This is a genomic window from Rhodococcus sp. NPDC127593 (genome assembly GCF_042671975.1).
Taxonomy (GTDB): Bacteria; Actinomycetota; Actinomycetes; order Mycobacteriales; family Mycobacteriaceae; genus Rhodococcus_F.
Genome location: NZ_JBHXWI010000027.1, coordinates 16,267 through 33,129, shown reverse-complemented (window position 1 = coordinate 33,129; position 16,863 = coordinate 16,267). Strand labels below are relative to the sequence as shown.

The following is a 16,863-nucleotide window of genomic DNA, read 5'->3' as shown; positions in this document are numbered from 1 at the left end:
AATCGTTCCCATGGAACATGACCCGGAGGCGATGCTGCGGCGCCAGGAGGCGTTGGACCGCGGCTACAGCGACGACGAGATCCGACGTCTGTACACGCGCGGCGACTGGCAACGCATCGGCCGCGGTGCGTACCTCTCCGCGTCGATGTACACGGCGCTCGGCGAGGAGGAACGTCATCGATTCCTGATCGACTCGACAGTTCACGCCGTGTCGGACGACGCGGTGCTCAGTCACCAATCCGCAGCCGTCGTGTATGGCCTGCCGCTGTGGAAGACACCCCTCGACCGCGTGCACGTCTCCAGAAACCGGCGCGGAGGTGGCTGGATCAAGCGGCGGATCACGGTGCACTGTGCCCCGATCGGAGAGCACGTGGCAGTGGTCGACGGGCATTCGCTGACGCTCCCGGCGCGGACCGTGATCGACCTCGCGAGAACTCTGCCGTTCGAGCAGGCCGTCGTGGTGGGTGATGCGGCGGTCCGCAGGTTCGGCATCGGCCGCGACGAACTGGACGCCGAACTCACCCGCGCTGCGCGTCGTCACGGCGTCGATGCGGCGCGGAGGGTCGTCCGCTTCGTGTGCGGGCATAGCGAAGTGTCGGTGAATCACGGAGTCGGGTGATGTTGTGGAATGCCGGGCTCCCCGTCCCGTTCCAGCAGGGTGAGGTGTTCGAGCCCGATGGGCGGCGAATCGGACGCGTCGACTTCCACTTCGACGGCATCGTCCTCGGGGAGTTCGACGGACGCGTCAAGTACGGACGCCTGTTGAAACCCGGGCAATCGCCCGGCGACGCGGTCTTCGCCGAGAAGCAACGCGAAGACGCGCTGCGCGACCTCGGATTCCAGGTGGTGCGGTGGACCTGGGACGACCTCGAGTCGCCGAAGCAGGTAGCGGAGCGTGTCCGCCGCGCGATCGCGCGTGCCGCGTCGCCACGAGGCTGGGTGACGCAGGCGCCGCTCCCATCCGCTCAGCCGCTCACGGTGCGGTCGCTGTAGCCGCACCCTCTCTCGGTTCGCGCTCTCCTTTTCGGGCTCGAAAAGCGGTGCACGAACCGAGAAGTGGTGCGTCTATTCGCCGTCGTTCGAATTCGGCTTCGGGGTGGTGGGTTTCGGGCTTTCCGCCGGGGTGGACGGGGCCGGCGAGGCGGCGGGGGTGCGCTCGTCGGGTTTCGGTGCGGCGGCGGGTGGCTCGCACTTGACGATCGGGACGGGGTCGTAGCGGACGGTCCTGGTGTCCCGGGAGATTTCCTGGCCGCTGGCGTGATCGGAGATCACCCGGGTGTCGCTGGCGGTGAATCCCGGTGCGCCGCTGGAGGCGATGCAGTGATCACCGACGGGCAGGGTGACCGTGTCGGGCTCCGTCGGCTTGGTCCGGTTGCCGGTGATCGAGTCGACATCGACAGACTTGGTTCCCCAGAACCGGATGGTCAGGTCCGAGGCGCCGCCGATTGCCTGGATCATCACACCCGTCTTGGCGGTGTTGCGGAACTGCAGGTCGATGGCGCCTTCGAAGACGGTGGCCTCGCGCGCCTCGGGGTATCGCGAAATGTAGTACGAGTGCTCGGTGTGCGCGACGTCCTCCATGCCGGCGAAGTACGCGGCGTTGTAGAGCGTCGTCGCCACCTGACTGACACCGCCACCGACGGCGGTGTCCGGGCGCCCGTTGTTGATGATGCCCGACTCGACATAACCCTGAGCCGTGCCGCGCGGGCCGGTGTACCCGTTGAGGGAGAACGTGTCGCCCGGCTTGATCAGCGCCCCGTTGATCTCACTGGCGGCGAGCCGGATGTTGGTACCCGACGCCGCAGAGAAACCGCCGGTCGTGAACTCGCCGATCACTTCCTTCACGCCGAGCGCCTGCGCGGCCTCGGTGGTGAGGGCGGGCGGGATGGGTCCGTAGACCGCAGCGGTGGTGTGAGAACCGTTGCCGCGCAACAACTCGGGCAGCGTCTCCAACGTCTTGGGCCACTGCACCAGGTCGCCGACGACCGCGGGGACGACGGTGGGCGATCCGCCGTCGAGCGTGATCGTCGCATCCTTCGGCACGATCTCCGTCGAGACGAGCTGCGGCGCCAGGATGCCGGTGGCAGCCTCGATGTTGTAGGTGGGCTTCAGCCCGCCGTTGCCGTCCGGTTCGAAGCCGACGATGGACCCGATCTGCTGACGCGCCGCGGTCGCGACCTTGCCGTCACGACCGGTCACCACCAGATCGGCGGAGGCAGCGGGTGCCGCCACCTCGTCGAGCGCCCTCTGGACGCCTTCCTTCGTCACCGTCACGGGCACGACGTCGACGGGCAGTTCCACGCTCCGGCCGAACGCCCATTTCTCGGTCAACGCCGCCTCGGCACCCTCACCGTTCAGGTTCTGCCCGGTCGACGGGTCGACCGGCACCGGGGTCGCGCCCTCGAACACGACGGTTCCTTCGCGGGACGCGCGATCGGTCTCACCGCGTAGGCCGTCGACGGCGGAGGCAAGCACGGCCTCGTCGCGGGTCGACACCACACCGATCTCGTCGGTGGTGAAGAACGACGTGAGCCTCGTGAACGGGTTGAGCGGCTGCGAATCGGCCCGGTCGAGGGTGGCCTCCCAGTCGACGCCGAGCCCGGCAGCGGACGGAACGAGTTGCGTCGACACGTCGCCGGCCGTCACCGTCAGCGGCTGATCGACGCGCGGGCCGACCTGCGCCTGCAGCGTGGCCTCGGCCTCCTCGCGGGACGAACCGCCCACGTCGACGCCGGCCACGGTCACCCCGCGCGGCAGGTTTCCGGAGGACACCGCGAGGTCCGCGGCGTAGGCGATGCCGATCAGGGCGATCACACCGCCGGTGACTGCTGCGATCTTCACCCAGGGAGCACGGGTGGTCGATTCCGTGGACGGCTCGGCCGGCGCGGAAGGTTCCGGTTCCGGCTGCGGTGGGACCTGCGCCGCGGCGGCCGGAGCCACCACGGTCGGCTCGTCGGCCGGTGTGGTGTACGCCTGCGTCGGCCCGGGAACGGGACCCGGCGGAATCGCGGGGATCACCTGCGTGACGTCCTCGTTCGCCGGCGGCTCCACCCATAACGGTGCGTCGGAAGCCTGCTCCTCGGAGCGTTCTCCCAGGTCACCGAGGTTCAGCTGCATTGTCGGGGCATCCTCGGCACTCGGCAGTTCCATAGAAGCCTCGGAAGCCGACGCCTCCTCGTCCGGTTCCGGAGCGGCCGGATCGGCCACGTTCTCGGGTTCGACACTCTCGGGCGTCGCGGAAGGGTCCGGCGTCGACCGTTCGGGTGCCTTGCTCCCCGTGTCGCCGTCTTCGTCGTTCACCGTGGCCCTCTCACCGACTTGTCCTTCGTGCGGGCCTCAGCTTGCCGTCGGTGCTCGTTGCATTTCAAGCGCGATCCGATCCGAGCGAGGCCCGGTCGAGACCCCCACGTCAGCGTACCGGCCGCCGGAAATGCAAGAGCCCCGCGCTGCTGCCAGGTCGGGGGTCAGGCAGCAACACGGGGCTGACAGGGATATCGCCAGCTAATCTCCAGCGTTACACCTGTTGGAAAAGATTTCGGGGATCCGGCCACCCCTCGTTGCCGGATCCCCGCTCGCACTGCGCGCACGCTGGCCTTTCCGGTCTCCCAGCTACCGAAAAGGCCAGTCGGATCACGCCTCTATGATTGCCGTCACACCCTGGCCTCCGGCGGCGCAAATCGAGATCAGGCCGCGGCCCGAGCCCTTCTCCGCCAGCATCTTGGCGAGCGAGGCGACGATGCGGCCGCCGGTCGCGGCGAACGGGTGCCCCGCCGCGAGGGAGGACCCGTTGACGTTCAGCTTGCTGCGGTCGATGGACCCCAGTGCGCCGTCGAGGCCCAGGCGCTCCTTGCAGTACTCGTCCGATTCGAACGCCTGCAGCGTCGCCAGCACGACGGACGCGAACGCCTCGTGGATCTCGTAGTAGTCGAAATCCTGCAGGGTGAGGCCGTTGCGGGCCAGCAGGCGCGGGATGGCGTACGTCGGCGCCATCAGGAGCCCGTCCTTGCCGTGGATGTAGTCGACGGCCGCGGTCTCGGAGTCGACGAGATGCGCGAGCACCGGAAGCTTGCGCTCGGCGGCCCATTCGTCGGTGGACAGCAGGACCGCGGACGCGCCGTCGGTGAGCGGGGTGGAGTTGCCCGCCGTCATCGTGGCGTCGCCCGCCTTCACACCGAAGACCGGCTTCAGCTTGGCCAGCTTCTCGGCGCTGGAGTCGGGCCGCAGGTTGTCGTCGCGGGTGAGCCCGAGGAACGGCGTCACCAGATCGTCGAAGAATCCGCGATCGTAGGCGGCGGCCATGTTCTGATGGCTGGCGGCGGCCAGTTCGTCCTGGTCCTCGCGGCTGACGCCGAATTCCTTCGCCGTGATGGCGGCGTGCTCGCCCATGGACAGCCCGGTGCGGGGCTCGCCGTTGCGGGGGATCTCGACGCCGAGCATGGACGGGCGGACGTTGCCGAGGAGCTTGATGCGGTCGCCGGTGCTCTTCGCGCGGTTCAGCGACAGCAGGAACTCGCGGAGCTCGTCGTTGACGCCGATCGGCGCATCTGACGTGGTGTCGACGCCGCCGCCGACGCCCGCGTCGATGCGGCCGGCCGCGATCGCGTCACCGACGGCGACGATCGACTGCAGTCCGGTGCCGCACGCCTGCTGCAGGTCGAAGGCCGGGGTGTACGGGCTGAGGGCGCTGCCGAGGACGCATTCGCGCATCAGGTTGAAGTCGCGGCTGTGCTTGAGCACGGCGCCGCCTGCGACGAGGCCCAGCTTCTCACCCTGGAGGTTGAAGCGGCTCACCAGTCCGTCGAGGGTGGCGGTGAACATGTCCTGGTTGGACGCCTGCGCGTACTTCCGGTCGGAGCGGGCGAACGGAATGCGGTTTCCGCCGACGATCGCGACGGGACGCTGCTGCTTTCCGCCTGGCTTCGGCGCCGCTGCGGAGTTCGAATTGGTGCGAGCTTTGCTGGTCACTGACGTCTCCAAGGATCTGGTGCGATTACCTGTTGGCTACTATTCTTACTCAGGAGTAAGTTAATTGTCGACACCGCACTTCACTCGGTGCTCGGTGACTGACCGCCAAACGACGACAGAAGGTAGGACCGTGGCAGCCAGCAAGGGAGCTCCCGACCTCTATTCCCAGTTCCTCTCATCCGCCCCCGGCGCGTTCATCGCCGCGAAAGCGGGACTGCCGCGACCCGAGAACCTGCGGCGATACAAGCACGGTGAACCGCCGCTCGCCGGTCCGGTCCTGATCGGCGGCAAGGGCCGTCTCGTCGAGCCGTTACGCGAACTGCTGTCCGACTACCCCGCCGCGGGAGCGGGCGACGACACGTACGGCGCATTGGTGTTCGACGCCACAGGCATCGGTTCGGTCACCGAACTCGAGCAGCTGTTCGAGTTCTTCCAGCCGGTCGTCCGCAACCTCGCGCCGTCCGCGCGCGTCGTCGTCATCGGCACCACCCCCGAAGAGACGTCCGGCGTCGACGAGCACATCGCCCAGCGCGCGCTCGAGGGCTTCACCCGCAGCGTCGGCAAGGAAGTCAAGCGCGGCGCCACGGCTCAGCTCGTCTACGTCTCACCGAAGGCCTCCGCAGGACTGTCGGGTCTCGAATCCACGCTGCGCTTCCTGCTGTCGGCCAAGTCCGCGTTCGTCAGCGGCCAGGTCATCCGCGTCGGCGCCGAGGATTCCGTCGCACCCGCCGACTGGGACAAGCCGCTCGACGGGAAGGTCGCCATCGTCACCGGTGCGGCCCGCGGCATCGGTGCGACCATCGCCGAGGTCCTCTCCCGCGACGGGGCGCACGTCATCTGCGCCGACATTCCGGCCGCCGGTGAGGCACTGTCGGAGACCGCCAACAAGGTCGGCGGCACGTCCCTCGCCCTGGACGTGACCGCGGACGACGCTGCCGACAAGCTCGCCGAGTTCGTCCTCGAACGGCACGGCGGCGCGGACATCATCGTCCACAACGCCGGCATCACCCGCGACAAGACCCTCGCCAACATGGACGAGGGCCGCTGGAACATGGTGATCGGCGTCAACCTTCTTGCGCCGCAGCGCATCACCGACGTCCTCGTCGCCAAGGGCGCACTGAAGGAAGGTGGGCGCGTCATCGACGTCTCCTCCATCGCCGGCATCGCGGGCAACCGGGGCCAGACCAACTACGGCACTTCCAAGGCCGGTGTCATCGGACTCGTGCAGGCCTCCGCGCCGGTGCTCGCGACGAAGAAGATCACGATCAACGCCGTCGCACCGGGCTTCATCGAGACGGCGATGACCGCGGCGATCCCGTTCGCCACCCGCGAGGCCGGACGTCGCATGAGCTCCCTGCTGCAGGGCGGCGAGACCGTCGACGTCGCCGAGACCGTCGCCTACTTCGCGAACCCCGCGTCCAACGCCGTCACCGGACAGATCGTCCGCGTCTGCGGCCAGAGCCTGCTGGGCGCCTGATGTCGGGCAAGGTCGTGCAACTCACGGAGAAGCCGGGCACGCTCGACATCTACACCCGTGCCGTGCGCAGCGCGCTGCCGGTCATCGGCGCGAGCGGGCACAGCGCCCCGGACACGACGCTGGTCCTGAACGGGGTGCGCGTGGACCCCGACAACCTCGCAGCGTACGACCGGGTGACCGGGCTGCGTTTCGGCGACACCCTGCCGCTCACGTACCCGTTCACGCTGGTGTTCCCCATCGTGATGAAGCTGATGGTGTCCGAAGGTTTCCCCTTCCCCGCCATCGGTTCCGTGCACGCGGAGAACGTCATCGACCAGTTCCGTCCCATCTCCGTGATCGAGCCCCTGGACGTGTCGGTGCACGCGGAGAATCTGCGCGAGCACCGCAAGGGACTCCTGATCGACGTGATCAGCGAGATCCGGGTCGGACGCGAACTGGCATGGAAGCAGACGTCGACGTTCCTGCGGCAGCAGAAGACGTCGCTGTCGGGTCAGCCCGGTCCCGAGCCGAAGGCCGAGGAGGAGCCGCCGCGTCCGCTGCGGACGCTGCGGGTCGATCAGAAGACGATCGGCAAGTACGCCGCGGTGTCCGGTGACCGGAACCCGATTCACGTGTCGACGTTGGGCGCCAAGGCTTTCGGATTCCCGAAGACCATCGCGCACGGCATGTGGAGTGCTGCCGCCGTCCTCGGCTCGGTGGAGGGCCGGATCCCGGCCGCCGTCACGTACAGCGTGCGCTTCGGCAAGCCGATCCTGCTGCCGTCCACGCTGAACGTGTACGCCGATCAGACCGGCGACGGCTGGGATCTGTCGATCAAGCACCCGAAGAAGGGTTACCCGCACCTCACCGCGACGCTGCGCTGACGGGGACGAACGAGACGCTCGTTCGATCTGATCGAACGAGCGTCTCGTTCACTCCGGCTTCTTCTTGCCCGCGAGGCCGCGCCACGCCAGGGATTCCAGCAGGTCTGCGGCCGCGTCGACTTCGATCTCGCCGCCGGCGACGCGGTCGGCCACGGCCTCACCCGCACCGACCAGGGCGATGGCGATCAGTTCGAAATCCTGCCCCGGCTCCGGATCCTTGGTGCTGGACTCGAGCAGGTGCGCGGTCAGCTCGATCAGCCGGTCGCGGCTCGACTGCACCGACCCCACGAACGCCTGCTGCCCCATCGCCTGGCGATACAGCACCATCCACGACTTGCGGTGCTTGCCCACGAACCCGAGAAACCCCTCGAGCGCCCGGCGCAACTGTTCGCGCGGGCTCAGCCCCGGATCGCCCGCCGGAGCAAGCGCCTCGACGAAGCGCAGGCCCTCCCGCTGGATGCACGCCGCGAACAGTTCGTCCTTGGAACCGTAGTACAGGTACAGCATCGGCTTGGAGATCTCCGCCTTGGCCGCGATCGCGTCCATCGACGTCTCGTGAAAACCTCTGTCGGAGAAGACGTCGACAGCAGCGTCGAGCATCTGCTGCTCGCGCACTGCGCGCGGCAGTCGCTTGGTGCCGCCGGCCATTCGTCCTCCATCATCGTCGAACCCGCTATCTTACTCTACGGTAATAAAGCGGGCTCGACCGGCGGACGAGAAGAATACCAACACCCTGTCGCGGACCGCGCGTCAGCAGGCGATGACGCCCTTTGCGCGCGCGACCGTCAGCACGGCCTCGTCGACGCGTTGCTGCGGCAGCTTGCCCGAGGCCACAACGCTTTCGAGGTGATCGAGTACCCGCGGGACGTCGTCGGTGGTGAGCCACAGGGCGACGTCGACACCCGACTCCAGCGCGGTCTCGACGGCAACGGTGATGTCGTAGCGGTCGGTGATCGCCTGCATGCCACTGAGGTCGTCGGTGAAGATCGGCCCGGTGAACGGCGGCGCCCCGTATCCGGTGCCGCCGCGCAGCAGCGCCACGGCGTCGGGGCTGATGCTGGCAGGGATCCCGGGGGCGGTCAGACCCGGCACCTCGAGGTGGCCGAGCATGACGCCGACACCCGTGGACACCAGGTTCCGGAACGGGACGAGGTCCTTGGTCTGCAACTGCTCGAGCGGCGGGGTCGTGACGGCCCCGGTATGCGAGTCGCCGGACGCCGATCCGTGGCCAGGGAAGTGCTTGATCACGGGCAGGATTCCCGCATCCCGCATTCCGCGCGCGTACGCGTCGGCGTAGCGGGTGACGACGGCGGGATCGTCGGAGTAGGAGCGGTCGCCGATCACGCTGTCGTCGGGCTGGCTGCTCACGTCCACGTCGGGGGCGAAGTTCACGGTGACACCGAGGTCCTTCAGTCCGCGACCACGCTCGAGCGCCATCTGATACGTCTGTTCCTCCGTCATCGTGGCTGCGGTCTGCCGGGCGGAGGGATCGGCTCCGAGCAGGTTCTCGACGCGCGACACGCGCCCACCCTCCTCGTCGATCGTCACCATCAGTGGCAGCGACGACGCCGACGCCACCTGGGGAATCTCACGGTTCGCGAGCATGGCCTCGTCGGTCCAGCTCCCGACGAAGATGCCGCCGACCTGCTCGTCACGGACCACCTGCGCCGCATCCGCGGTGCCGGTCACTCCCACGTTCAGCAGCTGAGCGAGCTTGCGCCGCAACGGCAACGACTGCAGGAATTCCGTCTCGCACGACGCCGGTGCGGCGGCGGGCGCTGCGGTGCCGGTGTGCGACGCCGGCTCGACGGAGGACGGTGACGGAGACGGCGTCGCCGCCGACGACGACGACTCCGCGACCGACTCGCCACCACCCGATGAACATCCGGCGACGAGGCCGGTACAGGCAGCGAGCACGAGTGCATACTTGATCCGCATGGGTTCGACGGTAGCCCAGTTCGCCACCGGCGACGCCGTGACAGGCCCCGAATCGGCTACCGCTGCCGCCCGTCTTGGTAATCTGGACACAGAGGAAGCCCGTACTCAGGAGGTCGTGGTGCCCGGTGGTTTGATGTTGATCGCCTACGACGGATCCGACAACGCCAAGCGTGCGGTGGAGTGCGCAGGTCGTTTCCTCGCCTCCAATCGCGCTGTGCTGGTGACGGTGTGGGAGCCGATGGTCCGTCAGGCCGCGCGCATGTCCGGGCTCTCCGGTGTGATGCAACCCGAATGGGTGCCCGACGAGGAGACCGAGGACGTCGCGTTCTCCGACGCCAAGGTCACCAACGAAGAGGGCGTCGAACTCGCCGAGGCCGCCGGGCTCGCCACCGAGGGTCGCTGCATCGAGTGCACCAGCACGATCTGGACGGCCATCGTCGAGACGTCCGACGAACTCGCGGTCGACATCATCGTCACCGGCACCCGCGGCACCACCGGTCTGCGGTCGCTGCTGCAGAGCAGCGTCGCCGACCACGTGTTGCGCCACAGTCACCGCCCTGTGCTGATCGTGCCTCCCGGGAAGTAGTCCGGCAGCCCGACTACTGTCGGGTGACCATGGACGGCTTCCTTCTCTCCCGCGCCGACCGGACGCTGCGCACGTCCGGTGCGCGGCACGGGTACGACACCACGGCAGCCGCTGTCGCGGCCCTCGCGAACGGTGACACCGAACTCATCGTCGGAGCGCTGCCGTTCGATCCCGAGCGTCCCGCTGCGCTGACCGCCCCGGAATCGTGGGAGTTCACGGACGGCCCGTGGCGGCCCGGCACCGTTCCCGACCTCCCGTCCGTACGCCTCACGCGGGAGGTCCCCGACCCCGCCGAGCACGTGGCCCGGGTGCGGTCCCTCGTCGACCGCCTCCGCGAGGGCGCCCTCGGCAAGGTGGTGGCCGCCCGCAGCGTCGTTCTCCACGCGGACACCCCCATTTCCGCAGAAGCGTTGGCCGCGAGAATGATTGATCAGAATCCCACCGCCAACGGGTTCGCCGTCGACCTCTCCGCGGCCGGCGAGAGTTTCCGCGGACGCAGCCTCGTCGGCGCCAGTCCCGAGGTGCTGCTCAGCCGACGCGGGCGACGCGTCACCTGCCGTCCCCTCGCCGGGACCGCCCCGCGGCGCGCCGATCCGGAGGCCGACGAGAAGGAAGGTCGCGGCCTCCTGGAGTCGACGAAGAACCTGGCCGAGCACGCGTTCGTCACTGCGTGGATCAGGGACGTCCTGGCACCGCTCTGCACCGAGTTGTCCGTCCCGGATTCCCCGGTTCTGACGAGCACGCACGAGGTGTGGCATCTCGCCACCCCCATCGAAGGCGTGCTGCGCGACCCGTCGACCAGCGCGTTGAGCCTGGCCACCCTGCTGCACCCGACCCCCGCGGTGTGCGGAACCCCCACCGACCTCGCCCTCGCGACCATCCGGGACGTCGAGGAGGATCGACGGTTCTACGGCGGCGCCGTGGGGTGGTGCGACGGCGACGGCGACGGCGACTGGGTGGTGGCCATCCGCTGCGCCGAGATCGCCGCGGACGGACTCGAAGCACTGGCGACTGCGGGCGGGGGCATCGTCGCCGATTCCGACCCGGAGTCCGAACTCGACGAGACGACCACCAAACTGCGCACGATACTCCGGGCGCTCGGCGTGCAGCAGAGCCCCTGAACTGCAGAAACGGTGGCCCACGAGCACCAATCAGCAGTTCGGCGGCGCCCGGGTGATACCTTGACCCGAGCAATTCGTACGCGGGAGTAGCCGTGTGCGTCGATGGCACGACGGTGGGAGATGTCTGATGGGGAAGTTCCTTGTGCCCGGTGTGGTCAGCGCCGTAGTCGGTGTCGCTCTCGGCACCGTGGCGACGCTCGGCATCACCGCAGCCGCACAGGACAACACGCGTCCCGAGATCGACCGCAGCGGCAACGCGGATTCCTCACTCCTGAACCAGGTTGAGTACGGCAGCCGCTGAGAGCGCCGGCTCAACAAGTTCCCGCACTTCCCCCGAGTCGGCGGCCATGGCGCCCTCGGCGGAGCCTCTGTCACGGCGGTGGCTGTTCGGCGCCTCTGTCGTAGCGTTCCTTCTCGCATTTCTCCAAACCCCCGGCCGGCTCGCCGCTGACACCAAGTACGACCTGTCCCAGAATCCGATCGGATTCCTGGAACGAGCCGCGCATCAGTGGAGCAGCCAGGCCCCCATGGGCCAGGTGCAGAACCAGGCCTACGGCTACTTCTTCCCACACGGCGCGTTCTTCGCGCTCGGCGACGTCCTGAGCGTCCCGCCGTGGATCACCCAGCGGGTCTGGTGGGCCCTGCTGCTCGTCGCCGGATTCTGGGGCATCGTCCGTCTCGCCGAAGCACTCGGCGTCGGCAGCCGCTCGTCCCGCATCATCGCCGGTGTCGCGTTCGCGTTCTCCCCCCGTGTCCTCACCACCCTGGGTTCGATCTCGTCGGAAACCCTCCCGATGATGTTGGCGCCGTGGGTTCTTCTTCCCGTAGTCGTCGCCCTCTCCCACGTGAGTGGCACGGCGTCCCGGGACACGCGATGGCACTCACCTGCACGGCTCGCGGCCCAGTCGGCGCTCGCCGTCGCATTGATGGGTGCGGTCAACGCCGTCGCGACCGTGGCCGCGTGCCTCGTCGCAGGTCTGTGGTGGATCTCCCACCGGCCCAACCGTCGGTGGTGGGTGTTCACCGCGTGGTGGTTCCCGTTCCTGGCACTGGCCACATTGTGGTGGATCGTGCCGCTGCTGCTGCTCGGCAAGGTGAGCCCGCCGTTCCTCGACTACATCGAGTCGTCCGGGGTGACCACGCAGTGGACGTCGCTCGCCGAGATCCTCCGCGGCACCGACAGCTGGACGCCGTTCGTCTCCCCCGAGCGCATCGCCGGCGCGGTCCTGGTCACCCAGCCCGCCGCGGTCGCGGCGACCGGCCTCATCGCCGCCACCGGTCTCGCCGGACTGTGCATGCGGTCGATGCCGGCCCGCGGTCGCCTCACCCTGATCCTGTTCGTCGGTGTCGCGGGACTCGCGGCCGGATATATCGGCGAACTGGGCTCCCCGTTCGCCGACCAGGTGCGACTGTTCCTCGACTCGACCGGTGCGCCCCTCCGGAACGTGCACAAGCTCGAGCCGCTCGTCCGGCTGCCCCTCGTGCTCGGGTTGGCGCACCTCTTGGCGAAGGTGCCGCTGCCCGGATCCGTGCCGGTCGCGCGGTGGCGCAGCGCATTCGCGCACCCCGAGCGCGAACCGATGGTCGCGGTGACGAGCCTGGTGCTGGTCGCCCTCACCCTGGCGACGTCGCTGGCCTGGACGGGCAAGCTCGCACCGCGGGGCACATATTCCGAGGTCCCCGGCTACTGGCAGCAGGCCGCCTCGTGGCTCGAGGACAACGCCGGGGGCACGAGCCCCGACGGTTCCGACGCGGAGCGGGCTCTCGTGGTGCCCGGCGCACCGTTCGGCAGCCAGCTCTGGGGTCTCACCCGCGACGAGCCGATGCAGGCCCTGGCGTCCACGCCGTGGGCGTCCCGCGACGCCGTCCCGCTCACCCCGCCCGGCACCATCCGGGCCATGGACTCGATCCAGCGGTTGATTACGGACGGCCGCCCCTCGGACGGCATGGCGCAGACCCTGCTCGGCCAGGGCATCCACTACCTCGTTCTCCGCAACGACCTCGACCCCCAGACGTCGCGGTCGACGCGCCCCATGCTCGCGCACCAGGCCGTCACCGGCTCGCCCGGATTCACGCAGGTCGCGGAATTCGGCGAGGACATCGGTCCCGGCGACGTCGAAGGCCTGGTGATCGACAGCGACCTACGGCCCCGGTACCCGGCGATCGAAATCTTCGAGGTGTCGATGCCGGACGGTTCGCCGACGACGAGCGGGCCGTACACCGCGAACCTCGACGGCATCCCCCGCGTGCAGGGCGGGCCCGAATCGCTGCAACGCCTCCGGGAGAACGGCGCCCTGCCCGGAGCCGGACCCGTGTTGCTGGCCGCGGACGCGAAGCGTGCCGGACTGCCCGTCGACGACGTCACCGTCACGGACACGCCCCGGAACCGCGAAACCGACTACGGCCAGGTCGACAATCACAGTTCGGCGCTTCGCTCCCCGGACGACGCGCGCCGCACGTTCAATCTCGTCCCCGACTATCCGGTGGCGGACACCCCGCTGGTGGAGGGGCAGTGGGAGGGCGCGACGCTGAGCGTGTCGAGTGCGGCGTCCGACGCCACGCAACTCGGCGGCGCCTCCCCCGCCAGCAGCGCCGCCGCGACCGTCGACGGTGACCCGGCGACGGGCTGGTTCAGCAACGGCATCGAGCGGGCGCTGGGTCAGTGGCTCCAGATCGATTTCGACACCCCGCTCACCAGCTCGCTGCTGCACATCACGACCAGCCCGGCCGCGATCGGCGCCCCCGTCCGCTGGATGGAGGTGTCGACTCCGAACGGCAGCACGGCCGTCAAGGTCGACGCCCCGGGCAAACCGATCGCCGTGTCCGTCCCCGGAGGCGTCACCCCGTGGGTGCGGATCACCGCGACTCGAACCGAGAATGGTTCCGCGGGAACGCAGTTCGGCATCAGCGAGGTGTCGGTCGAGGACTTCTCCCAGCGCGATGCCCCGGTCACCGTGCCGATCCGGTACCGGACGGTGTTGCCGCCCACCCCCGACGGCGCGTCCGTCTCGGGTTGGGATCTCAGCCAGGAACTCCCCGGCCGTAACTCGTGCGCCGAGTCCCCGGACCGCGTGCGGTGCAGCAACGCCTTCGTCCTGCCGCCCGAGGAGGTCGGCACGTTCGAGAGAACGTTGTCGGTGCCCGAACCCACCGCGGTCACGCCGCAGCTCACCCTGCGGGCGCATCACGGCGCACCGCTGGAAGAGCTTCTCACCCAGCGAGATCGGCCGTCCGCTCACGGGACCAGCAATATCGCCGATCTCCGCGGGTCGGCGTTCGCCGCCACCGACAACGATCCGCGCACCAGCTGGTCGGCGAAACAGGACACCACCAGCGGCAAGGGCGCGAAACCGACCCTCACGATCGACCTGCCCGAACCCACGCTGGTCACCGGCCTGCAACTGACACCCAGCCTGGGCGCCGTGCCCGCCGCCCCCGACCGCGTCGCCGTCGACCTCGGGAACGGGCCGCAGGTGCGCGACGTCGACGAGGACGACGGGACCGTCACGGTCGAACCCCGGGTGACCGACCGGATCGTGCTCAGCCTCGTGTCCTGGAAGAGCACCCTCGATCAGAACGCGCTGGGCTTCGCCCAGTTGCAGCCCGCGGGACTCGCCGAGGTCGGCGTGCTGGGCGAGGACGGCGTCCTGCTGCCCGGTTCGGGTCCGGCCGAAGACGCCGGCGCCCGCGAGGTGACGGTGTCCTGCGAGGAGGGGCCGGTCGTGTCGATCGGCGGGCAGCCGGTTCGCACGAGCGTCACGGCAACTGTCGGGCAATTGCTCTCCGGCGACCCGGTTCCCGCGACCCTCTGTGACACGCCCGGCCCCGTTCCGCTGGAAGCAGGATCCCAGGACGTGACGGTCGACCCGGGGTCGGCGTTCTTCGTCGACAGTCTCCGCCTCGACGCCGGCCCGCAGGCACCGGTCGTTCCGACCGAGCAGGTGTCGACCACAGCGTGGACGGAGAACCACCGGGAACTCACGGTGCCCCGCTCGGACGTCGAGCGCGTCGTCGTCGTCCCCGAGAGCACCAACGTCGGCTGGGTGGCGACCGCACCGGACGGCACCGAACTGACACCGATCGTCGTGGACGGCTGGCAGCAGGGTTGGGTCCTGCCCGCGGGAACCGAGGGAACGGTGACCCTCGACTTCCCCACCGACCGCTGGTACCGCCTGGGGATCTTCGGCGGTCTGCTGCTGCTGATTCCGCTGATCGCCGCCGCGCTGTGGCCGCGCCGCGCACGCGAGCGCGATCCCGGCCCGGCACCCCGGACCTGGCGCAGCGCGACGGTCGGGTGGCTGGGAATCCTCGCCGCCGCCACCGTGATCGGTGGTCCCGCCGGCGCGGTGACGACGGTCGTGGTGACGCTGCTCTCCGTGACCCTCGTCCGTCTACGCGGAACCGCCACCACCGCGCGCGTGCTGGTGGGGGTCGCCGGAGCGTCGACCATGCTCGGCATGGCGATGCTCTCCACCGGCCCGTGGCGCGCGCCAGGCGGGTACGTGGGGCACTCGTTCCTCGTTCAGTTCCCGCTACTGCTGGCGCTCGTCGCCACCGGGCTGGCGGTGCTGCCGCTCGGACGGTCGGCGCTCCTGGTGCGCGCCTCCCAGCGCTTGACGGCGCGGCGTGCCGGTTCCTCCACCAACGCGTAACTGGCCGACGCGACCGCGACGCTCATCACGGTCGTCAGGAACAGGATGTAGACGAAGTGGCCGGAGAACGGAACGAGCCCGAACACCGGAAAGACGATCGACAGCACCGCGAGGTGCCAGATGAAGATGCCGTACGACCAGCGGCCCACGGCGAGAGCGAGCGGACTCGCGAGGTAGCGGTGGGTGGACGTGTCGGACAGCACCAGCGGAGCCATCAGCGCGAAGCTGATGACGGCGCCGAGCGCCATCTTGACGGCGTACTGCCACGGTTCGGGACGAACCAGCCCCTCCGGGCCGGCGAGGTCGGTCGCCGTGAGCGCGAATGCTACTGCGGCGACGAGAAACATCCGGACGCGATGATGCGCCCAGCGGTGCATTCGTCCGGGCGGACTCACCGCCAGTTCGGCCAGCACCATCCCGGCTCCGAACCACGGGAGGTACCCCGGCAGCCAGTTGTCGTGATGGATGCCGCCGGGTGTCGACACCGGCACGAATGCCCACGTCAGACTCACCGCGATCAACGCGAGAATCACCGGAACACGCAGCCGCGCAGCCGGACCCCGCAACCGGACCAGCGCGAACGCCAGCAACGGAAGTACCAGGTAGAAGGCCACCTCCACCGACAGACTCCACATCTGGGTCAGACCGTCGGTGAGCGTGAGGGGCACGAACACCTGCACGAGACCGAGATTCGCCCACCACGTGCGGTAACTCGCGTTCGCGGTGGGCAGGAACGTCAACACCACCGCCACGGCGACCCAGTACGCAGGCAGGATGCGCGTCGCCCGCGAGATCCAGTACCGGACGATTCCCTGGGCGGGGCCCATCCCCCGCGCCGCCCCGGCGTGGCTGCGCCACAACAGGAATCCGGACAGCGCGAAGAAGACCGCCACCGCCAGATCGAAACGTCCCCAGATACGGCCGAGCACGGGCACGTGCGTCGCACCCGTTTGGAACGCGACGTGCGTCACGAGCACCCCCAGCGCCGCAAGGCCGCGCATTCCCTCGAGTGCGGGAATGAAACCGCGCGGGGTTGCGGTCATGCGCGTGGTGTTTGCCGAGGTGCTCATCACCAACAGTGTGCCTGGTCCCGGGGCTGTGACGGAAAACTCCGTCCGAGTCACTTCGCTCGCGAACGGCTGGTGCGTTTACTATCCGATGGGGCAAATGCGCATTCGAGACTGTTAGTGTTTTGCCTCACGTGGTGTCGATGTGGGCTCCATGCGATCCGTGCAGCCGTGCTGCCGGTGGGGGAATCTCA

The 16,863-nt window shown here is 69.0% G+C and carries 12 protein-coding genes and 1 pseudogene; 8 read left to right on the top strand and 5 right to left on the bottom strand.

Features of this window, described 5'->3' with window-relative positions:
- Positions 1-10 precede the first annotated feature (10 nt).
- Both ACFVJ3_RS24680 and ACFVJ3_RS24675 read left to right on the top strand, forming a co-directional pair.
- Positions 11-619 (top strand): hypothetical protein, encoded by a 609-nt coding sequence (locus ACFVJ3_RS24680; protein ID WP_378454543.1) that lies wholly within the window; start codon positions 11-13, stop codon positions 617-619.
- Entirely contained in the window at positions 619-993 is a 375-nt protein-coding gene (locus ACFVJ3_RS24675; RefSeq protein ID WP_378454542.1) for a hypothetical protein, read from the top strand. Before ACFVJ3_RS24680 ends, ACFVJ3_RS24675 begins: the two co-directional genes overlap by 1 nt.
- A 72-nt stretch (positions 994-1,065) precedes the next feature.
- Here ACFVJ3_RS24675 and ACFVJ3_RS24670 read toward each other — a convergent pair whose 3' ends face one another.
- Positions 1,066-3,300, bottom strand: coding sequence for a VanW family protein (locus ACFVJ3_RS24670; protein WP_378454541.1), 2,235 nt, complete (start codon positions 3,298-3,300; stop codon positions 1,066-1,068).
- Positions 3,301-3,630: 330 nt separating this feature from the next.
- Positions 3,631-4,965, bottom strand: coding sequence for an acetyl-CoA C-acetyltransferase (locus ACFVJ3_RS24665; protein ID WP_378454540.1), 1,335 nt, complete (start codon positions 4,963-4,965; stop codon positions 3,631-3,633).
- A 130-nt stretch (positions 4,966-5,095) separates the two neighbouring features.
- Between ACFVJ3_RS24665 and ACFVJ3_RS24660 the strand changes: the two genes are divergently transcribed.
- Positions 5,096-6,442 (top strand): 3-oxoacyl-ACP reductase, encoded by a 1,347-nt coding sequence (locus tag ACFVJ3_RS24660; protein WP_378454539.1) that lies wholly within the window; start codon positions 5,096-5,098, stop codon positions 6,440-6,442.
- On the top strand, positions 6,442-7,305 hold the full coding sequence (locus ACFVJ3_RS24655; RefSeq protein WP_378454538.1) for a MaoC/PaaZ C-terminal domain-containing protein: 864 nt from the start codon (positions 6,442-6,444) through the stop codon (positions 7,303-7,305). The genes ACFVJ3_RS24660 and ACFVJ3_RS24655 overlap by 1 nt, the downstream gene beginning before the upstream one ends.
- 48 nt (positions 7,306-7,353) lie before the next feature.
- Here the strand turns inward: ACFVJ3_RS24655 and ACFVJ3_RS24650 are convergent, their stop codons facing one another.
- Positions 7,354-7,953 carry a TetR/AcrR family transcriptional regulator gene (locus tag ACFVJ3_RS24650; protein WP_005243713.1) on the bottom strand — a complete coding sequence of 200 codons (600 nt, stop codon included), beginning with the start codon at positions 7,951-7,953 and terminating at the stop codon, positions 7,354-7,356.
- 102 nt (positions 7,954-8,055) lie between these two features.
- On the bottom strand, positions 8,056-9,243 hold the full coding sequence (locus ACFVJ3_RS24645) for a glycoside hydrolase family 3 N-terminal domain-containing protein (protein ID WP_378454537.1): 1,188 nt from the start codon (positions 9,241-9,243) through the stop codon (positions 8,056-8,058).
- A 118-nt stretch (positions 9,244-9,361) separates the two neighbouring features.
- Here ACFVJ3_RS24645 and ACFVJ3_RS24640 point away from each other — a divergent pair, with 118 nt between their 5' ends.
- From ACFVJ3_RS24640 to ACFVJ3_RS24625, 4 genes are all read left to right on the top strand, one after another.
- A complete protein-coding gene (locus tag ACFVJ3_RS24640; RefSeq protein WP_378454642.1) occupies positions 9,362-9,829 on the top strand; it encodes a universal stress protein in 468 nt (155 codons plus the stop codon).
- 29 nt (positions 9,830-9,858) lie between these two features.
- Entirely contained in the window at positions 9,859-10,950 is a 1,092-nt protein-coding gene (locus ACFVJ3_RS24635) for an isochorismate synthase MenF (RefSeq protein ID WP_378454536.1), read from the top strand.
- A 127-nt stretch (positions 10,951-11,077) separates the two neighbouring features.
- Positions 11,078-11,251, top strand: coding sequence for a DUF2613 domain-containing protein (locus ACFVJ3_RS24630; protein WP_005258546.1), 174 nt, complete (start codon positions 11,078-11,080; stop codon positions 11,249-11,251).
- Between the two features lie 46 nt (positions 11,252-11,297).
- Positions 11,298-15,602 carry an alpha-(1->3)-arabinofuranosyltransferase family protein gene (locus ACFVJ3_RS24625; protein ID WP_378454535.1) on the top strand — a complete coding sequence of 1,435 codons (4,305 nt, stop codon included), beginning with the start codon at positions 11,298-11,300 and terminating at the stop codon, positions 15,600-15,602.
- 20 nt (positions 15,603-15,622) lie between these two features.
- Here ACFVJ3_RS24625 and ACFVJ3_RS24620 read toward each other — a convergent pair.
- Positions 15,623-16,645: pseudogene (locus ACFVJ3_RS24620) on the bottom strand (acyltransferase family protein); the annotation flags it as partial.
- Positions 16,646-16,863 lie beyond the last annotated feature (218 nt).